General features: G+C 45.2%; 18 protein-coding genes and 2 other annotated features. All 18 genes read left to right on the top strand.

The annotated features are described in order from the left end of the window. Nucleotides 1-58 precede the first annotated feature (58 nt). The 18 genes from clpC to rplL all read left to right on the top strand — a co-directional run bounded on the left by clpC (nt 59) and on the right by rplL (nt 16635). On the top strand, nt 59-2509 hold the full coding sequence (gene clpC, locus AC1MBV_RS08865) for an ATP-dependent protease ATP-binding subunit ClpC (protein WP_255748644.1): 2451 nt from the start codon (nt 59-61) through the stop codon (nt 2507-2509). 117 nt (nt 2510-2626) lie between these two features. Further along, complete coding sequence (gene radA / locus AC1MBV_RS08860; RefSeq protein WP_255748643.1) at nt 2627-4036, top strand: DNA repair protein RadA; 1410 nt, start codon at nt 2627-2629, stop codon at nt 4034-4036. Nucleotides 4037-4151: 115 nt separating this feature from the next. Next, complete coding sequence (locus tag AC1MBV_RS08855) at nt 4152-5252, top strand: PIN/TRAM domain-containing protein (RefSeq protein WP_255748642.1); 1101 nt, start codon at nt 4152-4154, stop codon at nt 5250-5252. Nucleotides 5253-5294: 42 nt separating this feature from the next. Beyond that, nucleotides 5295-5984 carry a 2-C-methyl-D-erythritol 4-phosphate cytidylyltransferase gene (gene ispD, locus AC1MBV_RS08850; RefSeq protein ID WP_255748641.1) on the top strand — a complete coding sequence of 230 codons (690 nt, stop codon included), beginning with the start codon at nt 5295-5297 and terminating at the stop codon, nt 5982-5984. A gap of 3 nt (nt 5985-5987) precedes the next feature. Next, nucleotides 5988-6479, top strand: a complete 492-nt coding sequence (ispF, locus tag AC1MBV_RS08845) for a 2-C-methyl-D-erythritol 2,4-cyclodiphosphate synthase (protein WP_255748640.1) — start codon at nt 5988-5990, stop codon at nt 6477-6479. Between the two features lie 103 nt (nt 6480-6582). Further along, nucleotides 6583-8064 (top strand): glutamate--tRNA ligase, encoded by a 1482-nt coding sequence (gene gltX, locus AC1MBV_RS08840; protein WP_255748638.1) that lies wholly within the window; start codon nt 6583-6585, stop codon nt 8062-8064. Nucleotides 8065-8130: 66 nt separating this feature from the next. Further along, nucleotides 8131-8347 (top strand) — a binding site (T-box leader). Nucleotides 8348-8467: 120 nt separating this feature from the next. Continuing rightward, a complete protein-coding gene (epsC, locus tag AC1MBV_RS08835; RefSeq protein WP_255748637.1) occupies nt 8468-9124 on the top strand; it encodes a serine O-acetyltransferase EpsC in 657 nt (218 codons plus the stop codon). Nucleotides 9125-9131: 7 nt separating this feature from the next. After that, entirely contained in the window at nt 9132-10532 is a 1401-nt protein-coding gene (gene cysS, locus AC1MBV_RS08830) for a cysteine--tRNA ligase (RefSeq protein WP_255748636.1), read from the top strand. Beyond that, entirely contained in the window at nt 10529-10951 is a 423-nt protein-coding gene (locus AC1MBV_RS08825) for a Mini-ribonuclease 3 (protein ID WP_255748635.1), read from the top strand. Before cysS ends, AC1MBV_RS08825 begins: the two co-directional genes overlap by 4 nt. Then, a complete protein-coding gene (rlmB, locus tag AC1MBV_RS08820) occupies nt 10951-11688 on the top strand; it encodes a 23S rRNA (guanosine(2251)-2'-O)-methyltransferase RlmB (protein WP_255748633.1) in 738 nt (245 codons plus the stop codon). Before AC1MBV_RS08825 ends, rlmB begins: the two co-directional genes overlap by 1 nt. 6 nt (nt 11689-11694) lie before the next feature. Continuing rightward, nucleotides 11695-12204, top strand: a complete 510-nt coding sequence (locus tag AC1MBV_RS08815) for an NYN domain-containing protein (protein WP_255748632.1) — start codon at nt 11695-11697, stop codon at nt 12202-12204. A 76-nt stretch (nt 12205-12280) separates the two neighbouring features. After that, nucleotides 12281-12928 carry an RNA polymerase sporulation sigma factor SigH gene (sigH, locus tag AC1MBV_RS08810; RefSeq protein WP_255748631.1) on the top strand — a complete coding sequence of 216 codons (648 nt, stop codon included), beginning with the start codon at nt 12281-12283 and terminating at the stop codon, nt 12926-12928. A gap of 325 nt (nt 12929-13253) precedes the next feature. Further along, a complete protein-coding gene (secE, locus tag AC1MBV_RS08805; RefSeq protein WP_480948277.1) occupies nt 13254-13439 on the top strand; it encodes a preprotein translocase subunit SecE in 186 nt (61 codons plus the stop codon). A 62-nt stretch (nt 13440-13501) separates the two neighbouring features. After that, nucleotides 13502-14038 (top strand): transcription termination/antitermination protein NusG, encoded by a 537-nt coding sequence (gene nusG / locus AC1MBV_RS08800; RefSeq protein WP_255748630.1) that lies wholly within the window; start codon nt 13502-13504, stop codon nt 14036-14038. A gap of 199 nt (nt 14039-14237) precedes the next feature. Then, nucleotides 14238-14663, top strand: a complete 426-nt coding sequence (gene rplK / locus AC1MBV_RS08795; protein ID WP_253063948.1) for a 50S ribosomal protein L11 — start codon at nt 14238-14240, stop codon at nt 14661-14663. A 100-nt stretch (nt 14664-14763) separates the two neighbouring features. Continuing rightward, nucleotides 14764-15456 (top strand): 50S ribosomal protein L1, encoded by a 693-nt coding sequence (rplA, locus tag AC1MBV_RS08790; protein WP_255748629.1) that lies wholly within the window; start codon nt 14764-14766, stop codon nt 15454-15456. A 63-nt stretch (nt 15457-15519) separates the two neighbouring features. After that, nucleotides 15520-15665 (top strand) — a sequence feature (ribosomal protein L10 leader region). Between the two features lie 55 nt (nt 15666-15720). Next, nucleotides 15721-16224, top strand: a complete 504-nt coding sequence (gene rplJ, locus AC1MBV_RS08785; RefSeq protein WP_255748628.1) for a 50S ribosomal protein L10 — start codon at nt 15721-15723, stop codon at nt 16222-16224. A gap of 48 nt (nt 16225-16272) precedes the next feature. Next, nucleotides 16273-16635 carry a 50S ribosomal protein L7/L12 gene (gene rplL / locus AC1MBV_RS08780; RefSeq protein ID WP_255748627.1) on the top strand — a complete coding sequence of 121 codons (363 nt, stop codon included), beginning with the start codon at nt 16273-16275 and terminating at the stop codon, nt 16633-16635. Nucleotides 16636-16714: the final 79 nt, after the last annotated feature.

Below are 16714 nucleotides of genomic sequence, written 5' to 3'. Positions count from 1 at the left end.
CCGCATAGATTGTTTTAAGGCCAGTGAAAAGAGATAGCAATTAAAGGAGGCCACCATTATGATGTTTGGACGATTTACAGAACGTGCTCAAAAGGTGCTCGCACTTTCACAAGAAGAAGCGATGCGTCTCGGGCATAATAATATTGGAACAGAACATATTTTGCTCGGCCTCGTGCGTGAAGGTGACGGTATTGCCGCTAAGGCACTGCTTGCTTTGAATCTGGATCCTGAAAAAATTCAGAAAGAGGTAGAGGCCTTGATTGGCCGCGGTACTGAGGAAGTACAGACGCCACATTACACACCGCGTGCGAAGCGTGTTATCGAGCTTTCAATGGATGAAGCAAGAAAAATTGGTCATTCTTACGTTGGAACAGAGCATATTCTTCTTGGATTGATTCGCGAGGGTGAAGGGGTTGCTGCTCGCGTACTTAATAATCTGGGAGTAAGTCTTAATAAAGCACGTCAGCAGGTCCTTCAGCTGCTTGGAAGCCACGAGGCAACCTCCGGGAACGCTCAGAGTCGGAATGCCGCACACGCGAGCACACCGACGCTTGACAGCCTGGCGCGTGATCTGACTGCGATGGCAAGCGAAGGTTCGCTTGACCCTGTCATCGGGCGCAGCAAAGAAATTGAACGTGTGATTGAGGTACTCAGCCGCCGCACAAAGAACAACCCTGTGCTGATCGGTGAACCGGGTGTTGGTAAAACAGCGGTAGCGGAAGGCTTGGCGCAGGAGATTGTAAATAATGAAGTTCCGGAAATTCTCAGAGAGAAACGCGTCATGACCTTGGATATGGGTACGGTCGTAGCCGGGACAAAATATCGTGGCGAGTTTGAAGACCGGTTGAAAAAAGTTATGGATGAAATTCGCCAAGCGGGCAATGTTATTCTTTTTATAGATGAATTACACACGTTGATTGGAGCAGGAGGAGCTGAAGGCGCTATTGATGCGTCGAATATCCTGAAGCCTTCTCTGTCACGCGGAGAATTGCAATGTATTGGTGCGACGACGCTCGATGAGTACCGCAAGTACATTGAAAAGGATGCGGCCTTAGAAAGACGATTCCAGCCGATCAAAGTAAAAGAACCAACTTCAGAACAATCTGTGCAAATATTAAAGGGATTACGTGACCGTTATGAGGCCCATCATCGGGTGAAAATCACGGATGAAGCAATTACTGAAGCAGTGCGGCTGTCGGATCGTTACATTTCGGATCGTTTTCTTCCCGATAAAGCGATTGACTTAATTGATGAAGCAGCTTCTAAAGTTCGGCTCCGTTCGTACACAGCTCCGCCAAATCTCAAAGAGCTTGAGCAGCGTCTGGAAACCATCAAGAAGGAAAAAGATGCGGCTGTACAAAGCCAGGAATTTGAAAAAGCTGCATCACTTCGTGATCATGAGCAAAAATTGAAAGAACAAGTCGATATTTGCAAGAAGGAATGGAAAGAAAAACAAGGCAAGGAAAATACAGAAGTCCTTCCGGACGATGTCGCGCTCGTAGTCGCAAATTGGACCGGCGTTCCGGTTGTCAAGCTCGAGCAAAAAGAGAGCGAACGGCTGCTGAACATGGAGTCTATCCTTCATGAACGCGTCATTGGACAGAATGAAGCAATTGATGCCATTTCACATGCCATTCGACGGGCACGTGCAGGATTAAAGGATCCGAAACGTCCAATTGGTTCATTCATTTTCCTTGGACCGACTGGTGTCGGAAAAACGGAACTCGCTCGTGCCGTTGCAGAGACCTTGTTTGGCGATGAGGAAGCCATTATTCGCATCGACATGTCGGAATACATGGAAAAACATACGACTTCCCGCCTGGTCGGTTCGCCTCCAGGTTATGTGGGCCATGAAGAAGGCGGCCAGCTGACTGAAAAGGTTCGTCAAAAACCGTATTCTGTCATCCTTTTCGATGAAATTGAAAAAGCACATCCTGATGTATTTAATATCTTGCTTCAAGTACTTGATGACGGAAGATTAACTGATTCCAAGGGAAGAACGGTTGATTTCCGCAATGCGGCAATAATTATGACTTCTAATGTCGGCGCCAGCCAATTGAAGAAGAACAAATATGTGGGCTTTTCAGTCGGTGAGGAAGGCCATGAATATAAGGCAATGAAAGAAAAGGTGATGGGTGAGCTGAAACGGGCATTCCGTCCGGAATTCCTGAACCGAATTGATGAAATCATTGTCTTCCATGAATTAAAGAAGGAACAATTGCTGGAAATTGTGACCCTGCTTGCGAACCAGCTGAAGAATCGCTTGTCAAATCAAGGAATTGTTATTGAATTGACCGATGCAGCGAAGGCACAGATCGTTGAGGAAGGCTATGATCCTGAGTACGGTGCCAGACCGCTTCGTCGCGCACTGCAGCGACGGGTAGAAGATAAGTTGTCAGAGGAACTGCTCAAGGGCAACATCAAGAAAGGTACGAATGTTGTCATCGATTACAGTGACGGCGAGTACTTAGTAAACCAGAAAAAAGAAGAAGCCGTTGTGAAGTCTTGATCTTCACACAGTAGAGCAATTGTATTGATGTTTGAAGAAGCCAAAGTTTTAAAGCCTTGGCTTTTTTTCTTATTCAGAAAGGGCTGTACCCGAATTTACAATGGGTAAGGTGATCAAATGGCAAAAGTGAAAACAGTATTTATCTGCCAAGAATGCGGCTATGAAAGTCCGAAATGGATGGGACGCTGTCCAGGGTGTCAAAATTGGAACACATTGGTAGAAGAAACCATCCGCCCTGCGTCGCCCGTTCTCGGTCAAACGGCCGGACCGGCGAGCAAACCTTCTCGGCTTACGGATGTCATTCTGGAAGAGGAACCGCGAATAAAGACGGGAATGGTCGAGCTGAATCGAGTGCTTGGGGGAGGGGTTGTACCCGCTTCGCTTACCCTTGTCGGAGGGGATCCGGGAATTGGTAAATCAACTCTGCTGCTCCAGACCTCTGATCAATTAGCACGTACGGGGCACCGAGTACTTTATATTTCCGGAGAAGAATCCGTTCGACAGACGAAAATGAGGGCGACACGACTAGGCGTGTCATCTGCGGAGCTGTATGTGCTTGCTGAGACAGACATTCGTCAGATTGAAAGCCACATTGAACAAGTGAACCCCGAAATAATGGTCATTGACTCAATTCAAACCATTTACAATTCAGATCTTTCTTCAGCTCCGGGAAGCATCTCTCAAGTTAAGGAATGTACGGCCTACTTGTTGCGTCTAGCGAAACAGCAAGGCATTGCAATTTTTATCGTTGGGCATGTTACAAAAAATGGTGCCTTGGCAGGACCAAGGACACTTGAGCACATGGTAGATACTGTATTATATTTTGAGGGAGAGCGCCATCATACATTTCGTATCCTTAGGGCGGTTAAAAACCGCTTCGGTTCAACGAATGAAATGGGTGTGTTTGAAATGAAGGAAGGAGGACTTGTCGAGGTCGCCAATCCATCGGAAATCTTTCTTCAGGAACGTGCCAAAGGGGCTGCGGGGTCAGCAGTGACCGCATCCATTGAGGGCACTCGGCCGCTTTTGGTCGAGGTGCAGGCACTTGTAACACCGACAAGCTTCGGAAATCCGCGCCGGATGGCAGCAGGGTTGGATAATCACCGTGTATCGCTTCTCATGGCGGTTTTGGAAAAAAGGGTAGGACTGCTGTTGCAGAATCAGGATGCCTATGTCAATGTTGCCGGAGGCGTGAAACTGGATGAACCTGCAGTTGATCTCGCTGCTGCAATCAGCATTGCCTCAAGCTTCAACAATCAACCCACCAAAGTGGGTGACGCGTTTATTGGCGAAATCGGTTTGACCGGAGAAGTGCGGCGTGTGTCCCGAATTGAGCAACGGGTGAACGAGGCTTCTAAGCTTGGCTTTACACGGATCTTCATCCCGGCGAAGAATGTAGAAGGATGGTCGTCTCCGGAAGGCGTATCGTTAGTTGGTGTCGAGTCTCTGACTCAAGCAATTAAAATGGCACTGGGGTCAGGAAAAGAAAAAATGAATGAGCCGGATTTTTTCCCTTCTGATTTTTGAAAACCCCAATATTACTAAGAAAAAACAAGTTCTATAGAAAAAAAGGAACATAATGGCAGAAAGGAAGTTTCGATTTTGTCATTTTGTCTATAATGTTTTGAGGAGGTGATTGGAAATGATAAAACGTGTCATTCAGCTATTCTTTATTTTAATCGGCGGTACGCTCGGTTTTGTCTATATACCAAAAATAATGTTTCTCTTAAATTTAGGAAATGGAGTTCCGGGATGGATTAGTTCGCCGTTTGTCGGTATGGTGATCGGTGCTGTAATCATGGCATTTTTATCCTTTTGGTTTGTGGACTCATTGGTAAACGTAATGAAAAGTTTTGAAGATCGAATTATAAAGGCACCGGTGACCGATGTGTTGTTTGGTACGCTTGGCCTAGGACTGGGATTGATGATCGCATTTCTGATTCAGCTGCCGCTTCAAAGACTGCCCTTCACTGGGGTCAGCACTGTATTGGGGATCTTTATTTACATCTTATTAGGCTATTTCTTTTTTCAAATTGGATTTAGAAAGCGGGATGAACTGATTAGTCTGTTTCGTCTTTCATCCAGATCGAAGGATCGGAAAAAAGAAGTGCAAATTTCCCAGGCAACAGATTATATCCCATACAAAATTTTCGATACGAGCGTAATTATAGACGGACGGATTGCTGATATTTGCCAGACTCGATTTCTTGAAGGAACCATGGTCATTCCGCATTTCGTGCTTGAAGAATTGCAGCATATCGCTGATTCATCGGATGTTCTTAAACGTAACCGAGGACGTCGCGGTTTGGATATTTTGAATAAAATTCAGAAAGACCACTCCATTCACGTGGATCTTTATGAAGGCGATTATGACGATATTACCGAGGTGGACAGCAAATTGGTGCGCCTTGCTAAGGAAATCGGTGGTATTGTTGTGACTAATGACTTTAATTTGAATAAAGTTTGCGAGTTTCAAAAGGTGCCTGTTTTAAACATTAATGATTTGGCGAATGCCGTAAAACCCGTGGTTCTTCCGGGTGAAGAACTGCGTGTTCAGGTCATTAAAGATGGTAAAGAGCAAAATCAAGGCGTTGGCTATCTTGACGATGGGACGATGATTGTGGTAGAAGAAGGACATAGGTATATAGGCAAAACGATTGACGTCGTCATAACCAGTGTGTTGCAGACCTCTGCCGGCCGAATGATTTTTGCCAAGCCTAAATTGCTTGAAAAGGCGCTCTGAATTAAAAACCAGGCTGCCTTCTGAGTTCGGAGGCTCTATCAGATGGATTATCAAGTGGTTGTCCTTGCCGCGGGTCAAGGCCGGCGGATGGGCGCCGGAGAAAATAAAGTACTGCTCAAACTGGACGGCTGTCCGGTTATCATCCATACACTGCGTGTTTTTGAAACGGATCCGTCGTGCATTGGCATTGTCCTGGTCACTCGAGAGGATGAGCAGAAAAAATTTAGAATGTTGGTTGAAGATTACCATATTACTAAAGTGCGTGCCTTCGCGGGCGGCGGTAAAGAACGTCAGGAAAGCGTTTATTTGGGGCTGAATATGCTCACTATGGAACCGGATGCGATTGTACTGATTCATGATGGTGCCAGACCGTTTGTTACGCGCAAGTACATTGCAGAAGTAGCGGAAGCCGCTGCGGAGCATGGCGCTTCACTGCTTGCTGTTCCGGTTAAAGATACAATCAAACAAGCAGCAGATTTTCAAGTAGAAAAAACATTAGAGAGAAAAAGCTTGTGGGCAGCCCAAACCCCGCAAGCTTTTCGATTGTCCGTGATCCGTAAAGCACACCAGGAAAGCATGAAGGCACACTTCATGGGTACGGATGATGTATCACTCGTTGAACGGATGGGCTTACCGGTCCGGATTGTTGAAGGCAGCTATCACAACATTAAACTGACAACGCCTGAAGATCTGGATATCGCCCAGCTGTTCATGGAGAGAGAGGAGGAATGACTAATGAGAATCGGTCACGGATTTGACGTCCATCAATTCGCTGAGAATCGCGACTTGATTATCGGTGGTGTGACGATTCCCTATGAGCTCGGGCTCGTCGGACATTCGGATGCAGACGTACTGCTTCATGCGATCAGCGACTCGCTGCTCGGCGCTGTTGCCGAAGGGGATATAGGAAAGCATTTTCCTGATACGGATGAAGCTTATAAAGGAGCGGATTCCAAGAAACTGCTCGAAGAAGTAGCCGCCATCGTCCGCTCAAAAGGTTTTGAAATCAGCAATGTTGACAGTGTTGTTATTGCCCAAAAACCTAAGCTTGCACCGTATATTGGGGAAATGTGCCGTGTGATTGCTGATGTGCTGAACGTAGAGACGGGACAAGTAAACGTGAAAGCAACGACAACGGAAAAGCTTGGGTTTACAGGACGAGGGGAAGGTATTGCTGCAGAAGCTATTTGTCTTGTTGAAAAAGTAGAAGCCGACCAGAGCAATTGATGCAAAAGAAACGATCAATTCTTCATTTTTTCGCGCAATTTGTGACCCTCCCAGGAGGAGAACGTGCTAAAATAAATAAGAATAACAGAAAGTGGTGAATGCGTTGACAGAAGAAGTCAGGGTACGCTATGCGCCGAGTCCGACAGGTTTTCTGCACATCGGGAACGCGCGTACCGCAATTTTTAATTACCTGTTTGCACGCCATGCCGGCGGCAAATTTATTATTCGTATTGAGGACACCGACCAGAAACGTAATGTAGAAGGCGGAGAAGAGAGCCAGTTGAAATACTTGAAATGGCTCGGCCTTGAATGGGACGAGAGTGTCGATGTCGGCGGTGAATACGGTCCATATCGCCAGATGGAGCGTTTGGATATCTACAAGAAGTATTGGCAGGAGTTGCTTGACAAAGGTCTTGCTTATAAATGCTACTGCACGCCTGAAGAATTGAAGGCAGAGCGTGAGGAACAGATGGCAAACGGTCAGACACCTGGATACTCAGGCAAGTGCCGTCATCTGACGTCGGAACAAATTGCGCAATTTGAAGCAGAAGGACGAAAACCAACGATTCGGTTCCGTATCCCTGATGATCAGAAAATTGAATTTGACGACATTGTTAAAGGTCACGTAACCTTTGAATCCAATGACGTCAGTGATTTTGTGATCGTCAAGCAGAATGGGGTTCCGACGTATAACTTTGCCGTTGTCGTCGACGATCATCTGATGAAAATGACTCATGTTCTTCGCGGTGAAGAGCATATTTCAAATACGCCGAAGCAAATTCTTCTGTTCCGTGCATTTGGCTGGCAGCCGCCAACATTCGGTCACATGACCTTGATTGTTAACGAAAACCATAAAAAGCTGAGCAAGCGCGATAACAGTATTGTTCAATTTATTGAGCAATATAAGAATATGGGCTTTTTGCCGGAAGCATTGTTTAACTTTATTACATTGCTTGGCTGGTCGCCAAAAGGAGAAGAGGAGATCTTCTCTCGCGATGAATTTATTAAGCTGTTTGATGCCAGCCGATTAAGCAAATCGCCTGCGATGTTTGATAAATCGAAGCTTGAATGGATGAATGGTCAGTATATTAAGAAGATGCCAAAAGAAGAGTATGTGCAAATGGTATTGCCTTATATGGTTGACGCTGGTCTTATTCCGTCTGAAATGACTGAGGAGCAGCGTGACTGGGCAACACGTGTTGTACTTTTATATCAAGAACAGCTTCATTTTGGTGCAGATATTGTCAATTTGTGCGACATGTTCTTTAATAAAGACATTGCGAAAACGGAATTGACGAAAGATGAAGAGAAAATTCTTGACGGTGAACAAGTAACCGATGTACTTACGGTGTTCGATCGCGAACTGAGGGGACTTACCGAATGGACAGCGGAAGCAATTGCCCCTAAAATAAAGGTAACGCAGAAAGAAACGAAGCAGCGCGGTTGGAAATTGTATATGCCGATCCGCGTGATTGCGACGGGTTCGGCCCACGGCCCTGAACTTCCGGAAGCTTTGGAATTGTTGGGAAGAGATCTTGTGTTGAAAAGATTAGAGCATTACTTGTCGACCGAGCAGAAAGTCTGAACGATTCCTTTAACAATTCTGAATTAGTCAAAGTAGACATTTTAAAAAAACACGCATAATGTGTGATAGAAGACGATGAAGAGGTTGAGTAGGTATTCGCAACTCCCCCCGCAGAGAAAACGGCCTTAGGCTGCAAGCCGTTTGGGAAGCGAATTGCTGAATTGCCCCTCTGAGTTGATCGCTGAACGGAGATTAGTAGGCGAAAACGGAAGCCGCCGTTATCGGCATATGAGTGGAGAATGATCTCAAACAAAGTGGAACCGCGTCTAAAGGCGTCTTTGTGTCAACCGGCACAAAGATGCTTTTTTTCGTACATGGGAATCTAATCTATTTGTTGACCGGATATAGCGAAGAGCGTTTAACTTATGCGATGTAATGATGAAGATGGAGGAGGAAAGTGCACGTGAGCGGCATTATTGCAGAAGATCTGAACAATGTGTTTGACCAGGATCCTGCGGCGAGAAGCAAATGGGAAGTGATTATGACATACTCCGGCTTGCACGCGATCTGGTCGCATCGAATGGCGCACTGGCTGTGGAAGAAGAAACGCTACTTTCTCGCGCGTGCTTTGTCACAGTTTTCACGTTTTTTTACAGGCATTGAAATCCATCCGGGAGCAAGGATCGGCAGGCGTTTCTTTATGGATCACGGTATGGGCATTGTTATTGGAGAAACCTGTGAGATCGGCGATGATGTGACCCTTTTTCAAGGGGTTACCCTTGGCGGTACCGGTAAAGAAAAGGGAAAGAGGCACCCAACGGTAGGAAATGATGTGCTTATATCAGCAGGCGCAAAGGTGCTTGGATCAATTACGATCGGCGATCATTCCAAAATCGGTGCGGGATCAGTTGTTCTGCATGATGTTCCATCCAATTCGACAGTGGTCGGTATTCCGGGACGCGTCGTCAGACAGAATGGATTAAAGGTGCATCATCATGACTTGAACCATGCGGACCTTCCTGATCCGGTGGCCGAAAAAATGCATCAGTTAGAAATGGAAGTCGACAAGCTGAAAGTAGAGCTGCAAGCGTTGAAGCGTGTACAAAAAGAAAAGGAGTGAGATCAAAATGGCTTTAAAAGTTTATAATACGCTGACGAGAAAAAAGGAACTGTTCCATCCAATAGAAAAAAATAAAGTTCGAATGTATGTGTGCGGCCCGACCGTTTATAACTACATTCATATTGGCAATGCGCGTCCGGCGGTCGTTTTCGACACGGTTCGCAGGTATTTTGAGTATCGCGGGTATATAGTGAGGTATGTGTCAAACTTTACCGATGTTGATGATCGGTTGATCAATGCGTCAAAGGAACGTCATCAATCAGTACCTGAAATCGCAGAACAGTTCATTAAGGCATACAAGGAAGATACCGGTGCGTTGAACGTGAAGACAGCAACCGTGCATCCTCGGGCGACAGAAACGATGCCGGAGATCATTGCATTCATCAGCAAGCTGGTGGACGCCGGATATGCGTACGAATCGGAAGGCGATGTGTACTTCAGAACACGAAAATTTAAAGATTACGGCAAGCTCTCCCATCAGTCCATTGATGATCTGAAGTCGGGTGCCCGAATTGAAATTGGCGAGAACAAAGAGGACCCTTTGGATTTTGCATTGTGGAAAGCGGCAAAGCCTGGCGAAATCAAATGGGCGAGTCCGTGGGGCGAAGGTCGACCGGGCTGGCACATCGAGTGCTCGGCTATGGTTGAAAAATATTTGGGTGATACCATCGATATTCATGCGGGCGGCACGGACCTTGCATTCCCGCACCATGAAAATGAAATTGCTCAGTCCGAATCGCTGCATCATGAAACCATGGCTCATTATTGGCTGCACAACGGACATATTCAAATTAATCATGAAAAAATGTCGAAATCGATTGGCAATGTGATTCTTGTTCACGATCTGATAAAAAAATTTGATCCGCAAGTGATCCGCTTTTTCATCTTATCCGTTCAGTATCGCCACCCGATTAATTTTAGTGATGCATTGTTGAATGATGCGGTTCAGGCGTTCGGTCGTTTAAAGACAACGCACTATAATTTGAACCACCGGTTGGGCGGTACGGGTCACTCAGAAAAAATTAATGAAGTACTTGTCGAAAATTATCGAAAACCATTTATTGAAGCCATGGATGACGACTTCAATACAGCCAATGCAATTGCTGTTCTTTTTGATATTGCGCGGGATGCCAATATTGCCCTTCAAAATGAGAGTGCTTCGAAAAATGATCTGGGTGCGTATCTACAAGCGTTGACCGAATTATCTGCGGTGCTGGGTTTGAAACTTGAAGACGAGTCGGGAAGTATATTAGACAATGAAGTTGAAGCCTTGATTCAAAAACGTGAAGATGCCAGAAAACAACGCGATTTTGCCGTTGCCGACAGTATCCGCGACCAACTAAAGGAAGCGGGAATCATCCTGGAAGACACTCCTCAAGGCGTACGCTGGAAAAGAGGACTTGAATGAGACTGAACGGAACAAAAACCGACCCGAATCTGCTCAACAGCCTGGCATTGGCTTATATGGGCGATGCTGTGATTGAAGTCTATGTACGTCAAGAAATTATTGCTAAATCCGGTGTATCTAAACCTCATGCACTTCATGTTTTAGCCGTAGACTATGTCTCCGCAAAATCACAATCCAGATTTCTTCATGAACTGATGGATGAAGGTTTTCTCACGGAGGAAGAATGGGCTGTGGTCAGGCGGGGACGCAATGCAAAATCCCATTCGGTTCCAAGGAACACAGACGTTCAGACGTATAATTTCAGCACTGGTTTTGAGGCATTAATCGGAACGTTGTTTTTCCTTGGAAAAGAAGCACGAATTGATGAAATCATGGAGAAAATGTTTGTGAATCAACCGGTCGAAGGGAGCGGTCAATAATGAATGATGAATGGATCATCGGACGGCATCCTGTTTCAGAAGCCATTCGATCGGGAAGAGAAATAAATAAAGTATGGCTGAACAAAGAGGGAAAGGGTCTGAGCGAGCTGCTTGATTTAATTAAGTCTAACGGCATCGCCTTTCAGTTTGTGCCTAAACAGAAATTAGATCAACTGTCTAAATCAGCCCAGCACCAAGGCGTAGTCGCTTCTATAGCGGCATACCGCTATGCAGAATTGGACGACCTTTTCGCCCTTGCCGAAAGTCGCGGCGAGCAGCCGTTTTTTATGATGCTGGATAATGTCGAAGATCCACATAATTTAGGATCTGTTTTAAGAACGGCAGATGCTGCAGGCTGTCACGGCGTGATTATTCCGAAACGGCATTCGGTCGGATTGACGTCAATTGTCGCAAAAGCATCGACCGGTGCGATTGAATATGTGCCGGTCGTGCGGGTCGCTAATCTTGCCAGTACCATGGAAGTGTTGAAAAAGAGAGGAGTCTGGTTCGCAGGAACGGCAGCCGACGGCAGTGAAGATTATCGATCTGCTGATTTTTCAATTCCGATCTGTCTAGTCATTGGCAATGAAGGAGCTGGCATGTCCCAGCTTGTGCGAAAGAAATGTGATTTTCTGATCAGTTTGCCAATGCGCGGCAAAGTAACCTCTTTAAATGCTTCAGTTGCCGCAAGCTTATTGATGTATGAGGTGCTTCGGCGCCGCGAAGAGCAAGGGTGATGCGTGATGAACGATATTCTGATTGTCGACGGCTACAATGTGATAGGGGCTTGGACCGAATTGAAGGCACTTCAGAAAAATGATTTTGAAAGTGCCCGCGATTTGCTGGTTGATAAATTATCGGAGTATCAGGCAGTCACCGGCTGGCGTGTGATTTTAATTTTCGATGCTTATTTAATCCCTGGAAAAGAGACGAAAACGAAAAAATCGAAGATCGAAATCATTTACACCAAGAAAAGTGAAAAAGCGGATCAAAAGATCGAAGGACTAATCAAAAAATTACAGAATGTAAAGACCCGGATCCATGTCGCAACGTCGGACATGGCTGAGCAATGGGCGGTTTTTTCTCAAGGAGCACTCAGAAAACCGTCGCGGGAGCTGATTGAAGAAATTGGGAAAATAGAAAAAGAGATTAAGAAAAGCACCATGAATGAACGAACTTCTTCGTCAATAACGAAAATTTATCTTGATGAGGCAACTCGAAAGAAACTGGAACAAATGCGCAGAGGGTTTTGAATTTTATTGACAATTTAAAAAATTGTAATGTATAATGTTCTAACAAAAGGCATCCAAGTGCTCGGGGGGATTAAAGATGATTGATAATCCGGTTAAGGCAAATGCAGCTTTTGGTTCACTAGACGATGCAGAACTATTGAAAGCGGTTCACGAAGGAAATAACCAAGCCCTGGAATATCTCATTTTTAAATATAAGAATTTTGTGCGCGGCAAAGCAAAAGCTTATTTTCTGGTCGGTGCTGATCGCGAGGATATCATTCAAGAAGGAATGATTGGACTGTTTAAAGCGATCCGCGACTATCGGGGAGACAAGCTGGCGTCATTTAAAGCATTTGCAGAATTGTGTATCACGCGTCAGATGATTACAGCCGTTAAGACAGCGACGAGGCAAAAACATATTCCGCTGAATTCTTATGTTTCACTTGATAAACCGATCTACGATGAAGAATCCGAACGGACACTGATGGATGTTGTTTGCGAAGCGCAGTCAAGCAACCCTGAACAGATGCTGATCAGCCGTGAAGAATATGATGATATTGAGGAGAAGCTGTCGCGTGTTTTAAGTGATTTAGAGCGCAAAGTACTTAGGCAGTATCTTGACGGAAGAACTTATCAAGAAATTTCGGTTGATTTAAAAAGGCATGTTAAATCGATTGATAATGCATTGCAGCGTGTGAAACGCAAGCTCGAACACTGCATGCAATATCAGGAATTCAGTATTTGAAACAGCACAGCCTGACGGATCATTGACAGGCTGTGTTTTTTTATGGTAAAGTACAAAGAGTATATGACAAACAACAAGAAAGGCGAATCAGCGCCTTTCTTTCTTTTACTTGCAGAAAATGCAGGCTTCTTTCCCCTGACGGCATGGGCATCGTCACGGAGTGAGACGGCCTGTCCCAGACCCGCAGCCTATATTCAGAACATGATTCGGGTACGCGAAATGCAGGTTAAATCATCTATAAATCATGCAGAAATTGCAAGACATATACGAAAGAACAGACACCGAAATAATCTGACTAGCGGAGGTAGTACCTATGGCGGGCATTATCAAGGGGACCGGTAAATTTTTTCAAAACATTGTCACTGAATCGAAAAAAATCACTTGGCCGACAAGAAAAGAACTGTTGAGATACACGGTTATCGTTATTGTAACTGTGGTCTTTCTTGCACTCTTTTTCGTTGTCATTGATCTGGGAATTTCCCAGCTTCTGCACGTGATCACAAATCAATGATTCTTTATCAAGGCTGATTGTAATCGGCGAAAAGCGAATGGATCATTTGGAGGAAGAACGATATGGAGAAGAACTGGTATGTTGTTCACACATACTCGGGTTATGAGAACAAAGTAAAGACCAACCTGGAGAAAAGGGTTGAGACCATGGGTATGGCGGATAAAATTTTCCGTGTTCTTGTACCCATGGAAGAAGAAACAGAAATTAAGAACGGTCAAAAGAAAACAGCAATGAAAAAAGTATTTCCCGGCTACGTTCTTACGGAAATGGTGATGACCGACGATTCTTGGTATGTTGTGCGTAATACACCGGGAGTTACAGGCTTCGTCGGATCGACAGGCGCCGGTTCAAAACCGATCCCGCTTTTGCCGGACGAAGTAGATGCCATTCTGAAACAGATGGGATTGAAAGAAAAGGTAAGCGACGCCAATTTTGAAATAAAAGAGCAAGTTAAAGTAAAAGAAGGCCCATTTGCCGACTTTATTGGAAGTGTTGAAAGCATTGATGAAGAGAAGAGCAAATTGAAAGTGCATGTGAATATGTTCGGACGTGAAACACCGTTGGAACTCGACTTTAATCAAGTGAAAAAACTCGATTAAATCTTTTTTTGCGGGCAGAAAAGCAATAGCCGCACGATCAAACCTTGCAATTTGTGCTTGCCGATTGTATAATCTTGATGTTTGTATGATTTTATCCGATCTCACCATCGCAAGTCACATGAAGTGCAAGAAGCCATAGAGGTAATTTAGGAGTGGAAGGGGCAACCCGTACCACAAATTGTTGTAGGGAGGTGCTCTCATGGCAAAGAAAGTAATCAAGCTAGTTAAGCTGCAAATTCCAGCAGGTAAAGCAAATCCGGCTCCGCCAGTTGGTCCGGCATTGGGTCAGGCGGGCGTTAACATTATGGGCTTTTGTAAAGAATTCAACGCTCGGACATCCGATCAGGCAGGTCTGATCATTCCGGTCGTAATTACTGTTTATGAAGACCGTTCGTTTACGTTCATCACAAAGACGCCGCCGGCTGCCGTTCTGCTTAAGAAAGAAACAGGCATTCAATCCGGCTCAGGTACACCGAATACGAAAAAAGTTGCAACGATCAAACGCGACAAGGTACGCGCGATCGCCGAACTGAAAATGCCTGATCTGAACGCGGCAAATGTTGAATCCGCTATGCGTATGGTCGAAGGAACTGCGCGCAGCATGGGCATCGTTGTCGAAGACTGATCGGGAAGCGCGCAAATAAACAAAGCTTTGTTTCGCGCATTTGTTTATGGTTGGTGGGAGGTCATATGCAAACCGTTAATACCACGAAGGAGGATTTCAAATGGCTAAAAGAGGTAAAAAGTATCAAGAACAAGCTAAAGCGGTCGATCGTTCAAAAACGTATGACGTTGAAGAAGCCGTCAGCTTGGTAAAGAAAATCGCTTCTGCCGGATTCGATGAATCCGTTGATGTTGCTGTCCGTTTGGGCGTCGACACACGGAAGAACGACCAGCAGGTTCGCGGTGCCGTTGTATTGCCAAACGGTACAGGTAAAACGCAGCGTGTACTCGTTTTTGCAAAAGGTGACAAAGCTAAGGAAGCGGAAGCTGCCGGAGCAGATTACGTTGGCGAAGCAGAGTATGTTGAAAAGATCAGCGGCGGCTGGTTTGACTTTGACGTGGTTGTTGCTACGCCGGATATGATGGCACAAGTTGGCCGTCTTGGACGTGTTCTCGGACCGAAAGGCTTAATGCCGAACCCGAAAACGGGCACTGTAACTTTTGACGTTGAAAAAGCCGTTAAAGAAATTAAAGCCGGTAAAGTTGAATACCGTGCTCAGAAAGACGGAAATGTTCATGTGCCGATCGGTAAAGTTTCCTTTGACGAGGAAAAGCTGGTTGAAAACTTCAAGGTGCTTGTTGAAACGCTGATCAAGGTTAAACCTGCAGCAGCTAAGGGCACATACATGAAGAACATCGCAGTTTCGTCAACAATGGGACCTGGCGTAAAAGTTGCCGTTGCATCTGTAAAATAATTGACTGACACGGAATAATTAGGTTGACATGCTTTGGCAAACTCAATATAATAGTTCATGTTGTGTTAATTGAATGATTAGCCGTAGACAGCAGGGGCATGATTCATGCTTAATAAATCCCAGCCGAGGTTTAGCGAGTTCTTGATAACTTTTTGTTTGATAGATTACGCCCTCGAGCCGTTTGGATCGAGGGCTTTTTGATAGGCCTAAAAGTGGGGGAAATACTGATACGGATAGATTCTGAAAGAGGAGGTGCCATTTATCATGAGTAACGAGAAAGTCTTAGAAGGCAAAAAGAAAGTTGTTGACGAAATTGCCGGCAAATTAAAAGACAGCGTCGCAACAATCGTTGTTAACTATCGCGGCCTTACTGTAGCGGAAGTTACAGAACTTCGCCAACAATTGCGAGAAGCAAACGTTGATTACAAAGTATATAAGAACTCGTTTGCACGCCGTGCGACTGGAATTGTTGGTCTTTCCGACCTTGACGATTCCTTGAAGGGACCTACAGCAGTTTCTTTCAGCAAAGAAGATGTCATTGCTCCGGCAAAAGTACTCTATAACTTTGCAAAGGAACACGAAGCTCTTGAAATCAAAGCGGGCGTTATCGAAGGCAAACTGGCTTCGGTTGATGAAATTAGAGCTCTTGCAGAACTGCCATCCAGAGAAGGATTGCTTTCTATGTTGGCAAATGTTCTGCAAGCCCCAATTCAAAAGCTCGCTTTGGGCGTCAAAGCTGTTGCCGAAAAGAAAGAACAAGAAGCTTAATTGTAAAAAAATCATTTAAAATAGAACGAAAAATGAGGAGGATTATCAATGACTAAGGAAGAAATCATCAGCGCGGTTAAAGAAATGTCCGTGCTTGAATTGAACGATCTCGTTAAAGCAATTGAAGAAGAATTCGGTGTAACTGCAGCAGCTCAGGTTGCTGTTCAAGCTGGTGCAGGTGCTGGTGCAGCTGAAGAACAAACAGAATTCGATGTAATTCTTGCAGAAGCTGGCGCACAAAAGATCAAGGTTATCAAGGTTGTCCGCGAAATCACTGGTCTTGGCCTGAAAGATGCAAAAGCATTGGTTGACGGTGCTCCAAGTCCTGTAAAAGAAGGCGCTGCTAAAGAAGAAGCCGAAGAAATCAAAGGCAAACTTGAAGAAGTTGGCGCAAAAGTAGAACTGAAATAAGTTCTAGAAAAAGCCCGCGCTTGCGCGGGCTTTTTCTTTTTCCTCCGAGAAGTACATTGGTCAAGACGCCGCTGGACAA

Source organism: Sporolactobacillus sp. PKPK-6, from assembly GCF_056678885.1.
Note: the sequence above shows the minus strand (reverse complement) of the source record. Positions and strands in the feature narration are given on the sequence as shown.

What these genes read in the sequence shown, in the direction of transcription:
- clpC (WP_255748644.1), top strand. Translation starts at nt 59, where the DNA reads ATGATGTTTGGACGATTTACAGAACGTGCTCAAAAGGTGCTCGCACTT.
- radA (WP_255748643.1), top strand. Translation starts at nt 2,627, where the DNA reads ATGGCAAAAGTGAAAACAGTATTTATCTGCCAAGAATGCGGCTATGAA.
- AC1MBV_RS08855 (WP_255748642.1), top strand. Translation starts at nt 4,152, where the DNA reads ATGATAAAACGTGTCATTCAGCTATTCTTTATTTTAATCGGCGGTACG.
- ispD (WP_255748641.1), top strand. Translation starts at nt 5,295, where the DNA reads ATGGATTATCAAGTGGTTGTCCTTGCCGCGGGTCAAGGCCGGCGGATG.
- ispF (WP_255748640.1), top strand. Translation starts at nt 5,988, where the DNA reads ATGAGAATCGGTCACGGATTTGACGTCCATCAATTCGCTGAGAATCGC.
- cysS (WP_255748636.1), top strand. Translation starts at nt 9,132, where the DNA reads ATGGCTTTAAAAGTTTATAATACGCTGACGAGAAAAAAGGAACTGTTC.
- AC1MBV_RS08825 (WP_255748635.1), top strand. Translation starts at nt 10,529, where the DNA reads ATGAGACTGAACGGAACAAAAACCGACCCGAATCTGCTCAACAGCCTG.
- rlmB (WP_255748633.1), top strand. Translation starts at nt 10,951, where the DNA reads ATGAATGATGAATGGATCATCGGACGGCATCCTGTTTCAGAAGCCATT.
- AC1MBV_RS08815 (WP_255748632.1), top strand. Translation starts at nt 11,695, where the DNA reads ATGAACGATATTCTGATTGTCGACGGCTACAATGTGATAGGGGCTTGG.
- sigH (WP_255748631.1), top strand. Translation starts at nt 12,281, where the DNA reads ATGATTGATAATCCGGTTAAGGCAAATGCAGCTTTTGGTTCACTAGAC.
- nusG (WP_255748630.1), top strand. Translation starts at nt 13,502, where the DNA reads ATGGAGAAGAACTGGTATGTTGTTCACACATACTCGGGTTATGAGAAC.
- rplK (WP_253063948.1), top strand. Translation starts at nt 14,238, where the DNA reads ATGGCAAAGAAAGTAATCAAGCTAGTTAAGCTGCAAATTCCAGCAGGT.
- rplA (WP_255748629.1), top strand. Translation starts at nt 14,764, where the DNA reads ATGGCTAAAAGAGGTAAAAAGTATCAAGAACAAGCTAAAGCGGTCGAT.
- rplJ (WP_255748628.1), top strand. Translation starts at nt 15,721, where the DNA reads ATGAGTAACGAGAAAGTCTTAGAAGGCAAAAAGAAAGTTGTTGACGAA.
- rplL (WP_255748627.1), top strand. Translation starts at nt 16,273, where the DNA reads ATGACTAAGGAAGAAATCATCAGCGCGGTTAAAGAAATGTCCGTGCTT.